This window comes from Streptomyces sp. NBC_00299 (genome assembly GCF_036173045.1).
GTDB lineage: Bacteria > Actinomycetota > Actinomycetes > Streptomycetales > Streptomycetaceae > Streptomyces > Streptomyces machairae.
In genome coordinates this window covers 3,453,091-3,468,756 of the sequence record NZ_CP108039.1, presented here as the reverse complement: position 1 = coordinate 3,468,756, position 15,666 = coordinate 3,453,091, and the positions used below count along the sequence as shown (strand labels likewise).

Sequence of the window (15,666 nt, the reverse complement as noted above, 5' to 3'; positions counted from 1 at the left end):
TCCGCACCGTGCCGCGGATGGCGGTCAGGCCATAGTAGGCGGATCACGAAAATGCCGTCGGGGCCTGTGGATAACTCTCTGACCTGCTGTTTTCTGGACTCTCGGTGCGGTCTCAGGAGCAGACGGTCCCGGCCGCCGGCACCTTTCCGTCCAGCAGATATCCGTTCACCGAGTCCTGCACGCACTTGCTCTTGCTGTTGTACGCCCCGTGCCCCTGCCCCCTGTACGTCAGCTCGACGCCCACCCCGTCGCCCAGCGCCTCCACCATCCGCCGCGCGCCTTCATACGGCGTGGCCGGGTCGCCCGTGTTGCCCACGACCAGGATCGGCGCGGAGCCGGGCGCGCTCACGTCGGGATGGTCGGCGGCGCCCGCCACGGCCCAGTCCGTGCAGCTGAGCATGGACCAGGCGAAGGCGTCACCGAACAGGGGCGAGGCGGCCCGGAATTCGGGCAGTTTCCGCTCCACGTCTGCCGGGGTGTACCGCGGCTTGTCGTCGGCGCAGTTGATCGAGATGTTGGCGGCGGTGATGTTGCTGTACTCGCCGTTCTCGCTGCGCCCGTTCAGCGAGTCGGACAGCAGCATCAGAATCCGGCCGTCACCGTCGTACGCCTGCTCCAGCCCCTCGGTGAGGTACTGCCAGAGGTCCTGCGAGTACAGCGCCTGCGCGATGCCGTTGGTCGCAGCACTCTGGGTCAGCTCGCGCGGGAACACGCCCTGGATCGGCTTGCTGTCGAGGTCCTTCAGCAGCTTCGCCATGCGGTTCTTGACGTCCTGTGCGGTGTCGCCGATAGGACAGTCCTCGGTCTTCGAGGTGCAGTCCTCCGCGAAGTTGTCGAGCGCGAGCTGAAAGCCCTTGACCTGCCCGAGTGAGCCCTGCTCGGAGTTCTGTGTCGGGTCGACCACCGCGTCGAAGACCGCGCGGCCCACGTTCTTGGGGAACAAGTGGGCGTAGACACCGCCCAGTTCGGTGCCGTACGAGATGCCGAAGTAGTGCAGTTTGTCGTCGCCGAGCACCTGGCGCATCAGGTCCATGTCGCGGGCCGCGTCGGTGGTGCGCACATGCGGCAGCATCTCCTCGGAGTTCTCCTCGCAGGCGTCGTTGAACTCCTTGGTGCTGTCGACCAGTTCGGTCCGCTCAATGGCGTCGTCCGGCGTCGTGTCCTGCTGGAAGTAGGCGTCGAGCTGCTGGTCGTCCTCGCACAGTACGGGCGCGCTGCGGCCGACCCCGCGCGGGTCGAAGCTCACCAGGTCGTAGCGGGTGCGCAGCTTCTCGTACCCGTCGCCGAAGGCGGGCAGCGTGGTGACGCCCGAAGCGCCGGGCCCGCCGAAGTTGAAGATCAACGAGCCGATGCGCCGGTTCGGGTCGCCGCTGGACTGCGCCCGGATCAGCTCGATGTCGATCGTGTCGCCCTTGGGGTCGTCCCAGTCACGAGGCGCCTTCATGGTGGCGCACTGCCATGAGTCACCGTCCGGCAGCGGTGACGGGCTGCCCGCGCCGCCCTGCGCCTGGGAGGGGGTCGGGCAGTCCTTCCAGCTCAGCTGCTGGGCCGTGAGGTCCTCGTTCCCGGAGTCGCCGTCGCTGCAGCCGGCCAGCAAGGAGAACAGCAGCAGGGCGGCGGCGGTCAGGGCAGCGGCGCGCTTCCGGGGAGGGTTCGGCATGGTCCCATCCTGCGGTCGTACGTGGTGGGGCGCTCGGGGCGCGGTCCGTACGAGGTACGGCTGCGCTTCACCCGCTTACGTGCCCTTACAACGTACGACGCCCTGGTCCTCGTAGGACAAGTCCGCGGTCCTCGCTGGACAAGTCCGAGGGTCCTCGCGGGACCAAGTCCGCGGTCCTCGTGGGACAAGTCCGCGCGTGTCAGAGCGCGCCCTTGCGGGTCAGGTGGTTGAAGGCCAGCCAGCCCGGCAGCACCGGCAGCCACAGTGTCAGCAGCCGGAACAGCAGCACCGACGGCGCGGCGACCTCGCTGGGCAGGCCCACGGCGATCAGACCGACGGTCAGGGTCGCCTCCACGGCGCCGACGCCGCCCGGGGTCGGGGCCGCGGAGCCGAGGGCGTTGCCCGCGAGGAAGACGACGGCCACGCTGGCGAGGCTGATCGAGGTCCCCTCGCTGCCGAACGCCCTGATGGACGCGTCCAGGCACATCACGAAGCAGGCGGTCAGCAGCAGCATGCCGCCGATGCCGGTGACCAGTTTCTGGGGCCGCTGGAGCACGTCGAGCATGCGCGGCACGACACCCGCGAACAACGACCTCACGCGCGTGACGACGAATTTCCGCAGGAACGGCACCGACGTCACCACGAGCACCAGTACGGCCACCGTCAGCAGACCCGCGATGACGGTCCGGGACGGCGACAGCGACGGCGTCTTCTCGGTGCCGGTCAGATAACCGAAGGCCAGCAGCATCAGGATGTGGCAGCCGAGCCCGAACAACTGCGAGGCGCCGACGCTCGCCACCGCGAGTCCCGGCCGCACTCCCGCGCGCTGCAGGAACCGCGTGTTGAGGGCGACGCCGCCGACCGCGGCCGGCGCGACGATCTTCACGAAGGACCCGGCGACCTGCGCCGACACGGTCCGCCGGAACGGCACCCGCTCGGGCACGAACCCCAGCAGCGCCATCGCCGCCGCGAAGTAACTGGCCGCCGAGAACAGCACAGCCGCGGCCACCCAGCCCCACTCGGCGTTGGCGATGAGCGGGCCGAACTCGATGTGCGTGAGCTGCGTCAGCAGGAAGTACGCGCCGATGGCACCGGCGATGAGGCTGATCAGCGTGCGCGGCCGCACGCGCTCCAGTCGGGCGGGTTCGACGGGTGCCTGCGGCCTGATGAGCAGCACCTCGTGGCGGATCTGCGTGAGCAGATCCTCCTCGCGAGCCTCGTCCACGGCCTCGTCGATGGCCCGCTTCTCGGCCCGCGCCTGCGCCCGTACGGTTTTCTTGTCCTGCTTCTCCGGCTTGTCGAGCTGCTTGTCGAGCTCCTGGTCCGGCTTGTCGAGTACCGGCCCGGCGTCCTCCGCGGTCTCCTCGCTGCGCGCGTGCTTGGCGTGCCGGGAGGCCTCCAGCACCGCCTCACGCTCGCGCTGGGCTCGCTCGCGGGCGAGTCGGCGAAGCGTCGCGCGCGTGGAGCGGCTCAGGGCGATGGGCTGCAGCATCGGCAGACAGTCGGCCACGGCGTCGGGGCCGAGTACGCCCACCGCCGAGGCCACCGCGCGCTCGGCGCCGACGCGCAGGCCCAGCGTCACCAGCAGCTGGGAGATGTCCATGCGCAGCAGCAGATTGTTGGCCGCGATCTCGCCGATCCGCAGATCGGTGATGATCACCTTGCCGGAACGATCCACCAGAATCGCGTCACCCACGAGCCTGCGGTGGGCGATGCGGCGGGACTGCAGCGCCTTCACCTGGAGCCAGGTGTCGCGCAGCAGGTCGTCGGTGATCTCCTCGTCCGGCAGCGAGTCCAGGGTGTGCCCGCCGGTGTGCTCGTAGACCAGCATCACGGCGTCCGGGCCGAGCTCCGAGGTGGCGATCAGCTTGGGCGCGTTGGCGCCCGCCGCGATCGCCGCGTAGGCGAGCAGCGCCTCCTGCTCCAGGGCCTGGCGCAGCGACTGGAGGCTGCTTCGGGTGGCAAAGCCGCGCAGCGTCAGATTGCGCCACGCGCGGTAGAAGAAGCCCTGGGCCTGCTGCTCCCGGTCGACCACCGTGACGTCGAGCGGGGGACCCTCCTCAAGGGTGACGAAGTAGCGCCGGCCACGGTCGCCGGACTCCTCCGACACCTCCTCGCGGGCCGCGCTCACCGGGCGGAAGCCGACGTGCCTGAGGCCCGCCATCAGGGTCCGCCCTGTGGGCCGGACGTTGGGCGAGCCGACCGCGTACAGCGTGCCGTAGGCGACGGTCCAGCCGATCAGGAGCGTCAGGAGGATCGAGAACGGCGTGGTGTAGCCGGTGACCAGCATCGAGAAGGCGTACAGGACCAGGACCGCCCACAGGACCGCACGCCAGCGGGGTCTGCGGGACATGCCCACGGCCGTCATGTACGCGATGACCGGGGCGAGGTAGCCGTGCACCGGGTCGGTGAGGGAGCCGATGTCGCCGGGGGAGGGCTGGGTGAGTGCGTCCCGGATGGAGTCCGGGGCGGCCCGCGCGACCCACAGGTCTGTGGCGAGCGTCACGCCGTGCGCGAGGACCGCGGCGAGGACGCCGTCGGCGATCCGCAGCCCGTCCCGCTTGATCAGGCGCTCGATCGCGAAGGCGACGGGCACCAGGAGGATCGCGATGCTGGACACGAGCCCGGCGATCTTGCTGAACAAGTCGGGCGCCTGTCCGGTGCCCTTGTTGATGTCCTGCTCGAGACCCGAGGTGGTGCCGTGCGCGAACGCGGCGATCGCGAGCAGCAGGGCGATGCCCAGCACGCCCACGAGGAGCCGCATGAGGTCGGACGGGCGGTGCACGCGCGCGGGGAGCAGCGGTTCGTCGCCCTCGACCTCGTCGGAGTGCACCTCTTCGAGGTCGTACGCGGCCTTCCCCTCGACGGCCTTGCGGCCGGCGTCGCTCGTGCCGCCACCCTTGCCGGGCTCGTCCTTCTTGCCGCCGCTGTCGCCGGTGTCCTTCTTGTCGGCGTTCGCGGCGTCCGGGCGCGACGAAGCGTCAGAGGTGCTTTCCGCGCCCTCCGGGTGCACACCCTGCTGCTTCATCGTCTCTTCTTGATCTCGTATCACCAGTCACCGCCCGCACGATGGTGGCATGCCCCACCGACACACGGGGGCATCAGGGTGCAAATGCGGGGGCGCACAGTCTGCCCGAAGCCGCGCCTCGGGGCGAGGCATACGCACAGTGGCGAGCGCGTCACATTGTCGGTGGGGTGCGGCAGGATGGGCCGGATGAGCGAGGAGAGCCTTCCGGACGACACCCGCCCGGAGTACGACCGGGCCCACCCGGAGCACGCGGACGCGCTGCCGGAGTACGCCGAGCGCGTCCTGGAGGTCGCCGACGTGATTCCGCCGGGGCGCGTCATGACGTACGGGGACGTCGCGGAGTGGCTGGAGGAGGGCGGTCCTCGGCAGGTCGGCAGGGTGATGGCCCTCTACGGGGGCGCCGTTCCGTGGTGGCGGGTGGTCCGCGCGGACGGGGTCCTGCTGCCGGGCCACGAGCTGCGGGCGCTGGAGCACTACCGCGCGGAAGGCACACCGCTGAAGGAGGCGAGCAGGGCCGCCGAGGGCCACCTGCCGCGCCTCGACATGAGACGGGCGCGCTGGGACGGCGGCGGACGCGCACAGGGTCACACCTGACAGCTTCCGCCATCGGACGGCCCGCTGTGTGACCTGTGATCCGTACGGGGGAAAGAGGGAGCGTCCGTGGCATGACGTACGTTCGTGAGTCGAGGGACGCACGTGCCACGAGTGCCCAGAGGGATGAATCGGAAGCCCTGCTTCCGTACTACCCCTCGGCGTAGCGTCGGCTGCACGTGTCGCCCTCACCTCGCAGCCACCGCCCTCCACGCGCGAGGGGCGACCCACCAGCACACCCACCAGGACCGGCGAACCACGTGAGCTCCTCTTTCTCCACCAGGCGCCTGTCGCACCCCCAGGTGCGACAGGGGGCCCGTGGCGCTTACCGGCTGGTGCGTAACCCTCCGGTCCGAGTGGCTCCCCCTCGTCTTGACGCCGCACAGCGCGCCGTGGTTGACCACGCCACCGGCCCCCTTCTCGTTCTCGCAGGTCCGGGCACCGGTAAGACCACCACGCTCGTCGAGTCGGTGGCGGAGCGCATCGCCCGCGGCTCGGACCCCGAGCGCATCCTGGTGCTGACTTTCAGCCGCAAGGCCGCCGTGGAGTTGCGCGACCGCATGGCCCTGCGCATAGGGGCGGCGCGTGCGCCCCAGGCGACCACGTTCCACTCGTTCTGCTACGCACTGGTCCGCGCCCACCAGGACAGCGATCTGTTCGTGGAGCCGCTGCGGCTGCTGTCCGGCCCGGAGCAGGACGTGGCCGTGCGGGAGCTGCTCGCGGGCCAGCCGGACCTGGAGCGGCTCGGCCTCGCACATGTGCGCTGGCCGGACGAGCTGCGCGCCTGCCTGACCACCCGTGGCTTCGCCGACGAGGTCCGCGCGGTCCTCGCCCGCAGCCGCGAACTGGGCCTCGGCCCGGACGCCCTGGACGCCTTCGCCCACCGCATCGGCCGCCCCGACTGGCGCGCCGCTGCGTCCTTCCTCGCCGAGTACCTTGACGTGCTCGACATGCAGGGCGTGCTCGACTACGCCGAACTCGTCCACCGCGCGGTGCTCCTCGCCCACCGCCCCGAGGCCGCCGAGCGGCTCGCCGCGCAGTACGACGCCGTCTTCGTCGACGAGTACCAGGACACCGATCCGGCCCAGGTGCGGCTGCTGCACGCCCTCGCCGGCGGCGGGCGGACCCTCGTGGCCTTCGGCGACCCCGATCAGTCGATCTACGCCTTCAGGGGCGCCGACGTGAACGGCATCCTGGAGTTCCCGCACGCCTTCCCGCGCGCGGACGGCCGCCCCGCGCGCGTGGAGGTCCTGCGCACCTCCCGCCGTTCCGGTGCCGGCCTGCTGGCCGCGACTCGGCTCCTGACCCAGCGCATGCCGCTGACCCGCCTTCCGGCGGAGAAGGTACGCGCCCACCGCGAGCCGGCGCCCGTCCGCGACGGCGGCCGCGTGGAGGTCTTCACGTACCCGACGTCCGGCACCGAGCTGGACAACGTCGCCGACATCCTGCGCAGGGCGCATCTGGAGGACGGCGTTCCGTGGGGCGAGATGGCCGTACTGGTGCGTGCCGGCTCACGCACGATCCCGACCGTGCGCCGAGCGCTCACGGCGGCCGGAGTGCCCCTGGACATCGACGGTGACGACCTGCCGCTGAGGCATGAGCCGGCGGTGGCGCCACTGCTGACGGCACTGCGGGCGGTGGCCACGGCCGAGGCGGCCCCGTCGACCGAGCCGACCGACGGGGGCGTACAGCGTGAACCCGAGGGTCACGACGTACGGCCGCAGGACGGCGACCCCGTCGGCGACGGCTCCACGGTCGGGCCCGCCACCTCCTGGCTCGACACCGAGACCGCCCTGACCCTGATCGCTTCGCCCCTCGCCGGCATGGACGCCGCCGACCTGCGCCGCCTCGGGCGGGCCCTGCGCGACGAGGAGCGGGCCGCGGGAAACCCCCTGCCGCCGCCCTCGGACGACCTGCTCGCACGGGCGCTCGCCGAACCGGAGCGCCTGGCCGTGCACGACCCCACGTACGCGCGTGGCGCCCAGCGCCTCGGCGCGCTGCTGCGCAAGGCCCGTGAGCGCCTCGCGGGCGGCGGTACGGCCGAGGAGGCGCTGTGGGACCTGTGGGAGGGCACACCGTGGCCCACCCGCCTGGAGCGGACCGCCCGCCGCGGCGGCGCGGCCGGCCGCAACGCCGACCGTGACCTCGACGCCGTATGCGCGCTGTTCGCGACAGCGACCCGCGCGGAGGAGCGCACCGGCGGCCGGGGCGCCCTGAACTTCCTGGAGGAGATCGAGGCCGAGGACATCGCTGCCGACACCCTCACGCGGCGTGCCGTGCGCCCCGACGCGGTGCGCCTGATGACCGCGCACCGCTCCAAGGGCCTCGAGTGGCGCCTGGTCGTCGTCGCGGGTGTCCAGGAGGGCCTGTGGCCGGACCTGCGCCGTCGCGGCTCCCTCCTGGAGGCCGACCGCATCGGGCGCGACGGACTCGCCGAACCGCTCACCCCGGGCGCGCTGTTGGCGGAGGAGCGCCGCCTGTTCTACGTCGCCGCCACCCGCGCGCGTGAACGCCTCGTCGTCACCGCGGTGAAGGCCCCGGCGGACGACGGCGACCAGCCCTCCCGTTTCCTGACCGAACTGGGCGTGGAACCCAGGGACGTGACGGGCCGCCCGCGCCGCCCGCTGTCCGTCGCCGCGCTCGTGGCCGAACTCCGGGCGACGACGGTCGACCCGCGCGCGTCGGACACCCTCAGGGAGGCCGCCGCCCGCCGCCTGGCCCGGCTCGCCGCGCTCGCCGACGAGGACGGCCGCCCGCTGGTCCCGGCCGCGCACCCCTACCGCTGGTGGGGCATGTTCGAGCCGACCGAGTCCAAGGTGCCGCTGCGCAACCGCGACCAGCCCGTGGTGCTCTCCGGGAGCGCCCTCGACCAACTCGCCAACACCTGCGCCCTGCAGTGGTTCCTGGGCCGCGAGGTGAAGGCCGACGCGCCCGCGACGGTCGCCCAGGGCTTCGGCAACGTCGTGCATGTCCTCGCCGACGAGGTCGCTTCCGGACACACCCCGGCCGACCTCGCCGTCCTCATGGAGCGCCTCGACTCCGTGTGGAACGCGCTCGCCTTCGACGCGCCGTGGAAGTCGGCGCAGGAGAAGGACAACGCGCGCGTGGCGCTCGAACGCTTCCTCAAGTGGCACGTGATGGACCGCGCGGGGCGAACTCCGGTGGCGAGCGAGCACGACTTCGACGTCACCCTCGGGGCGGGCGACTTCGAGGTGCGCATCCGTGGCCAGATGGACCGCGTCGAGGCCGACGGCGAAGGGCGTGCCTACGTCGTCGACTTCAAGACCGGCAAGCAGGCACCCAGCGCGGCTGAGGTGGCCCGCCACCCGCAGCTCGCCGTCTATCAGCTCGCCGTCAAAGAGGGCGCCGTCGACGAGGCCTTCGACGGCGTACGCCCCGAGCCGGGCGGCGCCGAACTCGTCCAGCTGCGCCAGGGCGCCGCCAAGCGCGACGGCGGCGAGACGCTTCCCAAGGTGCAGGGCCAGGAGCCCCTGGAGGGCGCCGAGGGCGAGTGGGTCGGCGACCTGCTGGCCACGGCGGCCGGCAAGGTCCTGGACGAGCGGTTCGCGCCCACAGCGGGCCAGCACTGCACCCACTGCGCGTTCCGGGCGTCGTGCAGCGCGCGGCCCGAAGGACGGCACGTGATCGAGTAACGCATCGTCAGTAACCGGAGTGACCGATCGCACCACCCGCGCTGACCTGCGGCTCTTCCGGATCAAGGGGTGATCCGGCATCGACTGTCAGTGCCCACCGCTAGCCTCTCTGAGGTGTCCGCCCGTATCTCCGATCCCGAGCAGCTCAAGGAGCTCCTCGGCATCCCGTTCACGCCGGAGCAGACGGCCTGCATCACCGCGCCGCCCGCCCCGCAGGTCATCGTGGCCGGAGCCGGGTCGGGTAAGACGACGGTGATGGCGGCACGCGTGGTGTGGCTGGTCGGCACCGGCCAGGTCGCCCCCGAACAGGTCCTCGGCCTGACCTTCACCAACAAGGCCGCCGGTGAACTCGCCGAACGCGTCCGCAAGGCGCTCATCAAGGCCGGCGTCACCGACCCCGACATCATCGACCCGGACAACCCGCCGGGCGAGCCGGTGATCTCGACGTACCACGCCTTCGCCGGCCGCCTGCTGACCGACCACGGCCTGCGCATCGGCCTCGAACCAACGTCCCGCCTGCTCGCCGACGCCACCCGCTACCAGCTCGCCGCGCGCGTGCTGCGCGAAGCCCCGGGCCCCTACCCCGCACTGACCCGCTCCTTCGCCGACCTGGTCAGCGACCTCCTCACCCTCGACGCCGAACTCGCCGAGCACCTCGTACGGCCCGAGGCCCTGCGCGCGTACGACGCCGGGCTGCTACTCACCCTGCAAGGCGCCAAGCTCACCAACGCCGATCTGCGCAAGGTCCCCGAGGCGGCTGCGGCGCGCCGGGAACTCGCCGACCTCGTGCGCCGCTACCGCGCGGCCAAGCGGGAGCGGGACCTGCTCGACTTCGGCGACCAGATCGCCCTGTCGGCACAGCTCGCCGGGGTCCCCGAGGTGGGCCCCATCCTGCGCGACGAGTTCCGTGTGGTCCTCCTGGACGAGTACCAGGACACGTCCGTCGCCCAACGCGTCCTCCTGGCAGGCCTGTTCGGTGGCGGTACCGGCCACCCGGTGACCGCTGTCGGAGACCCCTGCCAGGCGATCTACGGCTGGCGCGGCGCCTCCGTCGCCAACCTCGACGACTTCCCCGAGCACTTCGCGCACGCCGACGGACGCCCCGCCGCCCGCCAGGCGCTCAGCGAGAACCGCCGCAGCGGGGGCCGCCTCCTGGACCTCGCCAACGGCCTCGCCGAGCCTCTGCGCGCCATGCACGCGGGCGTGGAGGCCCTCCGCCCGGCCCCGGGCGCCGAGCGCGACGGCACGGTCCGCTGTGCCCTCCTGCCCACCCATGCCGAGGAGATGGACTGGATCGCCGACTCCGTGGCGCACCTCGTCCGCACCGGCAAGGAACCCGGCGAGATCGCCGTCCTGTGCCGCACGGCGACCGACTTCGCCGAGATCCAGGCCGCGCTCGTCGCCCAGGACATCCCCGTCGAGGTGGTCGGCCTGTCCGGGCTGCTCCATCTGCCCGAGATCGCCGACCTGGTCGCCGTCTGCGAGGTCCTCCAGGACCCCGGAGCCAACGCCGCCCTGGTCCGCCTCCTCACCGGCCCGCGCTGGCGCATCGGCCCGCGCGACCTCGCCCTCCTGGGGCGCCGCGCACGGCGGCTGGTGTCCTACGCGCGCGTGGACGGTGACGACGACCCGGACCGCCGCCTCGCCGAGGCCGTCGAAGGGGTCGACCCCGCCGAGGTCATCTCGCTCGCCGACGCCCTCGACACCTTCCTCGAGACGCCGATGGACGGCGACGGTGACGACGACGGGCTGCCCTTCTCGCCGGACGCGCGCGTGCGGTTCGCGCGCCTGGCCACCGAACTGCGCGACCTGCGCCGCTCCCTGTCCGACCCGCTGATGGACGTCCTCCATCGCGTCCTCGCCGTGACCGGCCTGGAAGTGGAGCTGTCGGCGTCCCCGCACGCGCTGGCCGCCCGCCGCCGCGAGACCCTGTCCAACTTCCTCGACGTCGCCGCGTCCTTCGCGGCCGGCGACAACGAGGCGTCCCTGCTCGCCTTCCTGGGCTTCCTGCGCACCGCCGCCCAGTACGAGAAGGGGCTCGACAACGCCCTCCCGGGCGGCGAGAACACCGTCAAGGTGCTCACCGCGCACAAGTCCAAGGGCCTGGAGTGGGACGTCGTTGTCGTCCCCGGGCTGGTCACGGGCACCTTCCCCAGCACCCAGGGCCGCGAGAAGTGGACCGCGCAGGGCAAGGTCCTCCCGCACGAGCTGCGCGGCGACACCGACACGCTCCCGGACGTCGCCGCCTGGGACTCCCGCGGCCTGAAGGCCTTCCACGAGGCCATGAAGGATCACCAGCACACCGAGGAACTCCGCCTCGGCTACGTCACCTTCACCCGCCCCCGCTCCCTGCTCCTCGGCTCCGGCCACTGGTGGGGCCCCACCCAGAAGAAACCCCGCGGACCCTCCGACTTCCTGCAGGCCCTGTACGACCACTGCGCGGCCGGGTACGGAGAGATCGAGGCGTGGGCCGACGAGCCGGCCGAGGACGAGGAGAACCCGGCCCTGCACCGGGAGAACGCCGACCAGCTGTGGCCCCTGCCCCTGGACGGGGCGGCCCTGGCCCGACGCCGGGCTGCCGCCGAGACGGTCCTTGCCCACCTGGAGACCCTCACCTCCCAGGAGGACGGCCACTCAGCCGCCGCACACGACCCGGACACGTACGACGATCCGGACTGGCCTCCGCCGCCGGACGACGACGAAGCGTTCACGGACGATCTGCCCGACGACGATCTGCCCGACGAGGATGATCCCTTCGCCGACGAATCCTTCGCCGGCGATCCCTTTGCCGACGACTCCTTTGCCGACGAAGGGATCGTCGAGGAGTCCTTCGGAGCCGGCTCCCGCCGAGACGGCCCCTTCGCGGACGGCTCCCCTCGGGACAGGCCCTTCGTGTCCGACCGCGACGATTCCTTCGCGGACGGCTCCCCTCAGGACAGGCCCTTCGTGTCCGACCGCGACGATTCCTTCGCCGGCGACCGGTCGTCCGAGGCGGACCCCGGCGACTGGGATTCCCGGCCCACCGGCCGCCCGACCATCCCGCACCAGGCGACGGCCCCGGAGCCCCCCACCGGACCACGCGCCCGCCCCCATCCCACGGAACCGGAACGCCTAACCCCTGAGGAGGCCCGCACCCTCGCCTCCTGGGACCGCGACCTCGATGCCCTCACCGGAGAGCTCCTGCGCGCCCGCGCGAGCGTCACCGACGTGCCCCTGCCCGCATCGCTGACCGCGTCCCAGCTGATGCGGCTGGCCGCCGACCCGGACGGGTTCGCGCAGGAACTCGCGCGCCCCATGCCGCGCCCTCCACAACCTGCCGCGCGCCGCGGCACCCGATTCCACGCCTGGGTCGAGGCCCGCTTCGAAGAGCTCACGCTGCCCATGCTGGAGCCGGACGACCTGCCCGGCAGCGAGGCCGAGATCGCCGACGAGCGCGACCTGGAAGCCCTCAAGGAAGCCTTCGAGCGCACCGAGTACGCGCACCGCACGCCTTACCGGGTCGAGGCCCCCTTCCAGCTCGCGATCGCCGGCCGCGTCGTGAGGGGCCGGATCGACGCCGTCTACAAGGAGGGCGACGGCGACGGGGCGACGTACGAGATCGTCGACTGGAAGACCAACCGGACCCGCACCGCCGACCCGCTCCAGCTCGCCCTGTACCGGCTCGCCTGGGCCGAGCAGGAGGGCGTGCCGCTGGGATCGGTCAACGCCTCGTTCCTTTACGTCCGCAGCGGTGAGGTCGTACGACCGGACGACCTGCCGGACCGGACGGCCCTGGAGCGGTTGCTGACCGAGGCCCCGGTCACGGAGGCGGAGTGTGAGGAACCGCCCACCGAGGATGTCGGTGCGGGCCGATAGGCTCGTGACCATGAGCCAGACCCCGGACAGCGCTGTCCGCACGTACATCGAGCAGCACCGCGCCGCCTTCCTCGACGACCTCGCCGAGTGGCTGCGCATCCCGTCCGTGTCGGCCCAGCCCGACCACGCGCCCGACGTACGCCGCAGCGCCGACTGGCTCGCCGCCAAGCTCAAGGAGACCGGCTTCCCGACCGCCGAGGTCTGGCCGACCGCGGGCGCGCCCGCCGTCTTCGCCGAGTGGCCCTCCGACGACCCGAAGGCGTCCACGGTCCTCGTCTACGGCCACCATGACGTGCAGCCCGCCGCCCGTGAGGACGGCTGGGACAGCGAGCCCTTCGAGCCGGTCATCCGCGAAGGGCGTCTCTACGCGCGCGGGGCGGCCGACGACAAGGGCCAGGTGTTCTTCCACACACTCGGCGTCCGTGCCCACCTCGCGACCACCGGCCGCAGCACGCCGGCCGTGCACCTGAAGCTGCTGATCGAGGGTGAGGAGGAGTCCGGCTCCCCGCACTTCCGCGCCCTCGTCGAGGAGCACGCCGAGCGGCTCGGGGCCGACGCCGTGATCGTGTCCGACACCGGTATGTGGTCCGAGGACACCCCCACCGTGTGCACCAGCATGCGCGGCCTGGCCGAGTGCGAGATCCGGCTGTACGGCCCCGACCAGGACATCCACTCCGGCTCCTTCGGCGGCGCCGTCCCCAACCCGGCGACCGCGGCCGCCCGCCTGGTCGCCGCCCTGCACGACGAGCACGCGCGCGTGGCGATCCCCGGCTTCTACGACGGCATCGTCGAACTGACCGACAGCGAGCGCGAGCTCTTCGCCGAATTGCCCTTCGACGAGCAGCAGTGGCTGCGCACCGCCAAGTCGTACGCCACCCAGGGCGAGGCAGGGCACACCACCCTGGAGCGGGTCTGGGCCCGCCCCACCGCCGAGGTCAACGGCATCGGCGGCGGCTACCAGGGCCCCGGCAGCAAGACGATCATCCCGTCCTCCGCCATGGTGAAGCTCTCCTTCCGGCTGGTCGCGGGACAGGAGCCCGATCACATCGAGAAGGCCGTCCGCGCGTGGGCCGACGCTCAGGTGCCCGCCGGTATCCGCTGCGAGATCACGTTCAGCGGGGCCACGCGCCCGTGCCTGACGCCGCTGGACCACCCCGCCCTGCAGTCCGTCGTACGCGCCATGGGCCGCGCCTTCGAGGGCCCGGTCCGCTTCACCCGCGAAGGCGGCTCGGGCCCCGCCGCCGACCTCCAGGACGTCCTCGGCGCACCCGTGCTCTTCCTGGGCATCTCCGTCCCCTCCGACGGCTGGCACGCCCCGAACGAGAAGGTCGGGCTCGACCTGCTGCTCAAAGGCGTCGAGACCACCGCCTACCTGTGGGGCGACCTGGCCGCGAACTGGCGTCATGCGCCCTGACCCGCCCGGGCCGTCCGGACGGGCAGCGCGCGCGGGGCACACTGAAACGGCCGTCCCGCACCACCGAGCCCCGATGGACCAGGTCGCCTCCCGTCGCACGTCCCGCCGATCCACCCGCCGAAGCACACCGTTCCACTGGGGGAGTTGGAAGCACCCGTGACCACTTCGACCGACCACACCGCCGACCGCCCCATCTCGCTCACCGCACCGAGCGGCATCGACCGCGCCGCCCACCACCGGCTGGACGAGGCCTGGCTCGCGGCGGCATGGAGCCACCCCACGACCCGCTGCTTCGTGGTCTCCGGCGCTCAGGTCCTCGTCGACGAGACGGCGGACGGGCGCACCGAACTCGTCATGACCCCCTCCTTCGAGGCCCCTCTCACCGAGGCGCACCGCTACTTCCTCGGCATCGACGAGGACGGCGTCAGCTACTTCGCCCTCCAGAAGGACGCGCTGCCCGGCCGCATCGACCAGTCCGCGCGTCCGGCCGGCCTGCGCGAGGCCGGCCTGCTGCTGTCGCCGCGCGACGCCGGCCTGATGGTGCACGCCGTGGGCCTGGAGAACTGGCAGCGCACCCACCGCTTCTGCTCCCGCTGCGGCGAGCGCACCGTGATCGCCGCGGCCGGCCACATCCGCCGTTGCCCGGCCTGCGGCGCCGAGCACTACCCGCGCACCGACCCCGCCGTGATCATGGCCGTCACCGACGAGGACGACCGCATCCTGCTCGGCCGCCAGGTCCACTGGCCCGAGGGCCGCTTCTCGACGCTCGCCGGTTTCGTCGAGCCCGGCGAGTCCATCGAGCAGGCGGTGCGCCGGGAGGTCTACGAGGAGGCCGGTGTCAGCGTCGGCCAGGTCGAGTACGTCGCCAGCCAGCCGTGGCCCTTCCCGTCCAGCCTCATGCTGGGCTTCATGGCCCGCGCCACCTCCACCGAGGTCAACGTCGACGGAGACGAGATCCACGAGGCCCGCTGGTTCTCCCGCGAGGAACTGCGCGCCGCCTTCGACTCAGGCGAGGTCATGCCCCCGTACGGCATCTCGATCGCGGCCCGTCTGATCGAGCTCTGGTACGGCAAGCCGCTACCGACCCGCAGCGCCTGAGCGCAAAGAGAGGGTGGCCGCCCCGCGCCGGGACGGCCACCCTTCTCTTTGCGCTTGGATGCGCTTCGGTCACACGCCGATCTTCTGCTTCACCTGAGCCAGCGACGGGTTGGTCAGCGTCGAACCATCCCCGAACAGCACCGTGGGTACCGTCTGATTCCCGCCATTCGCCTTCTCGACGAACGCCGCGGACTCGGGGTCCTGCTCGATGTTGATCTCGGTGTACGCGATGCCCTCGCGTTCCAGCTGCTTCTTCAGCCGCTGGCAGTAGCCGCACCACGTGGTGCTGTACATCGTCACAGTGCCCTGCATGTCTCGCGCGCTCCTCTGATGGCTCGGGGAAACAGGTCGTCCGATGAGGGAACGT

General features: G+C 72.0%; 8 protein-coding genes. 5 read left to right on the top strand and 3 right to left on the bottom strand.

What is annotated here, in order from left to right:
* Positions 1–112: 112 nt before the first annotated feature.
* Entirely contained in the window at positions 113–1,660 is a 1,548-nt protein-coding gene (locus tag OHT51_RS15080; RefSeq protein WP_328879449.1) for an alpha/beta hydrolase, read from the bottom strand.
* A gap of 199 nt (positions 1,661–1,859) precedes the next feature.
* Positions 1,860–4,688, bottom strand: a complete 2,829-nt coding sequence (locus tag OHT51_RS15075; protein WP_328879448.1) for a lysylphosphatidylglycerol synthase domain-containing protein — start codon at positions 4,686–4,688, stop codon at positions 1,860–1,862.
* A 186-nt stretch (positions 4,689–4,874) separates the two neighbouring features.
* Here OHT51_RS15075 and OHT51_RS15070 point away from each other — a divergent pair, with 186 nt between their 5' ends.
* The 5 genes from OHT51_RS15070 to nudC all read left to right on the top strand — a co-directional run bounded on the left by OHT51_RS15070 (position 4,875) and on the right by nudC (position 15,299).
* Positions 4,875–5,282, top strand: coding sequence for an MGMT family protein (locus OHT51_RS15070; RefSeq protein ID WP_328879447.1), 408 nt, complete (start codon positions 4,875–4,877; stop codon positions 5,280–5,282).
* A gap of 257 nt (positions 5,283–5,539) precedes the next feature.
* A complete protein-coding gene (locus tag OHT51_RS15065) occupies positions 5,540–8,932 on the top strand; it encodes an ATP-dependent helicase (RefSeq protein WP_328879446.1) in 3,393 nt (1,130 codons plus the stop codon).
* A gap of 114 nt (positions 8,933–9,046) precedes the next feature.
* Positions 9,047–12,787: a UvrD-helicase domain-containing protein gene (locus OHT51_RS15060; RefSeq protein WP_328879445.1), complete on the top strand. Its 3,741-nt coding sequence runs from the start codon at positions 9,047–9,049 to the stop codon at positions 12,785–12,787.
* A gap of 10 nt (positions 12,788–12,797) precedes the next feature.
* Complete coding sequence (locus tag OHT51_RS15055; protein WP_328879444.1) at positions 12,798–14,201, top strand: dipeptidase; 1,404 nt, start codon at positions 12,798–12,800, stop codon at positions 14,199–14,201.
* 156 nt (positions 14,202–14,357) lie between these two features.
* Positions 14,358–15,299 (top strand): NAD(+) diphosphatase, encoded by a 942-nt coding sequence (gene nudC, locus OHT51_RS15050; RefSeq protein ID WP_328879443.1) that lies wholly within the window; start codon positions 14,358–14,360, stop codon positions 15,297–15,299.
* A 69-nt stretch (positions 15,300–15,368) separates the two neighbouring features.
* Here the strand turns inward: nudC and OHT51_RS15045 are convergent, their stop codons facing one another.
* Positions 15,369–15,611, bottom strand: a complete 243-nt coding sequence (locus OHT51_RS15045; protein WP_190069482.1) for a mycoredoxin — start codon at positions 15,609–15,611, stop codon at positions 15,369–15,371.
* Between the last annotated feature and the right edge of the window lie 55 nt (positions 15,612–15,666).

Coding starts and splice junctions, on each gene's coding strand:
- OHT51_RS15080 (WP_328879449.1), bottom strand. CDS start 1,660: ATGCCGAACCCTCCCCGGAAGCGCGCCGCTGCCCTGACCGCCGCCGCC.
- OHT51_RS15075 (WP_328879448.1), bottom strand. CDS start 4,688: ATGAAGCAGCAGGGTGTGCACCCGGAGGGCGCGGAAAGCACCTCTGAC.
- OHT51_RS15055 (WP_328879444.1), top strand. CDS start 12,798: ATGAGCCAGACCCCGGACAGCGCTGTCCGCACGTACATCGAGCAGCAC.
- OHT51_RS15070 (WP_328879447.1), top strand. CDS start 4,875: ATGAGCGAGGAGAGCCTTCCGGACGACACCCGCCCGGAGTACGACCGG.
- OHT51_RS15045 (WP_190069482.1), bottom strand. CDS start 15,611: ATGCAGGGCACTGTGACGATGTACAGCACCACGTGGTGCGGCTACTGC.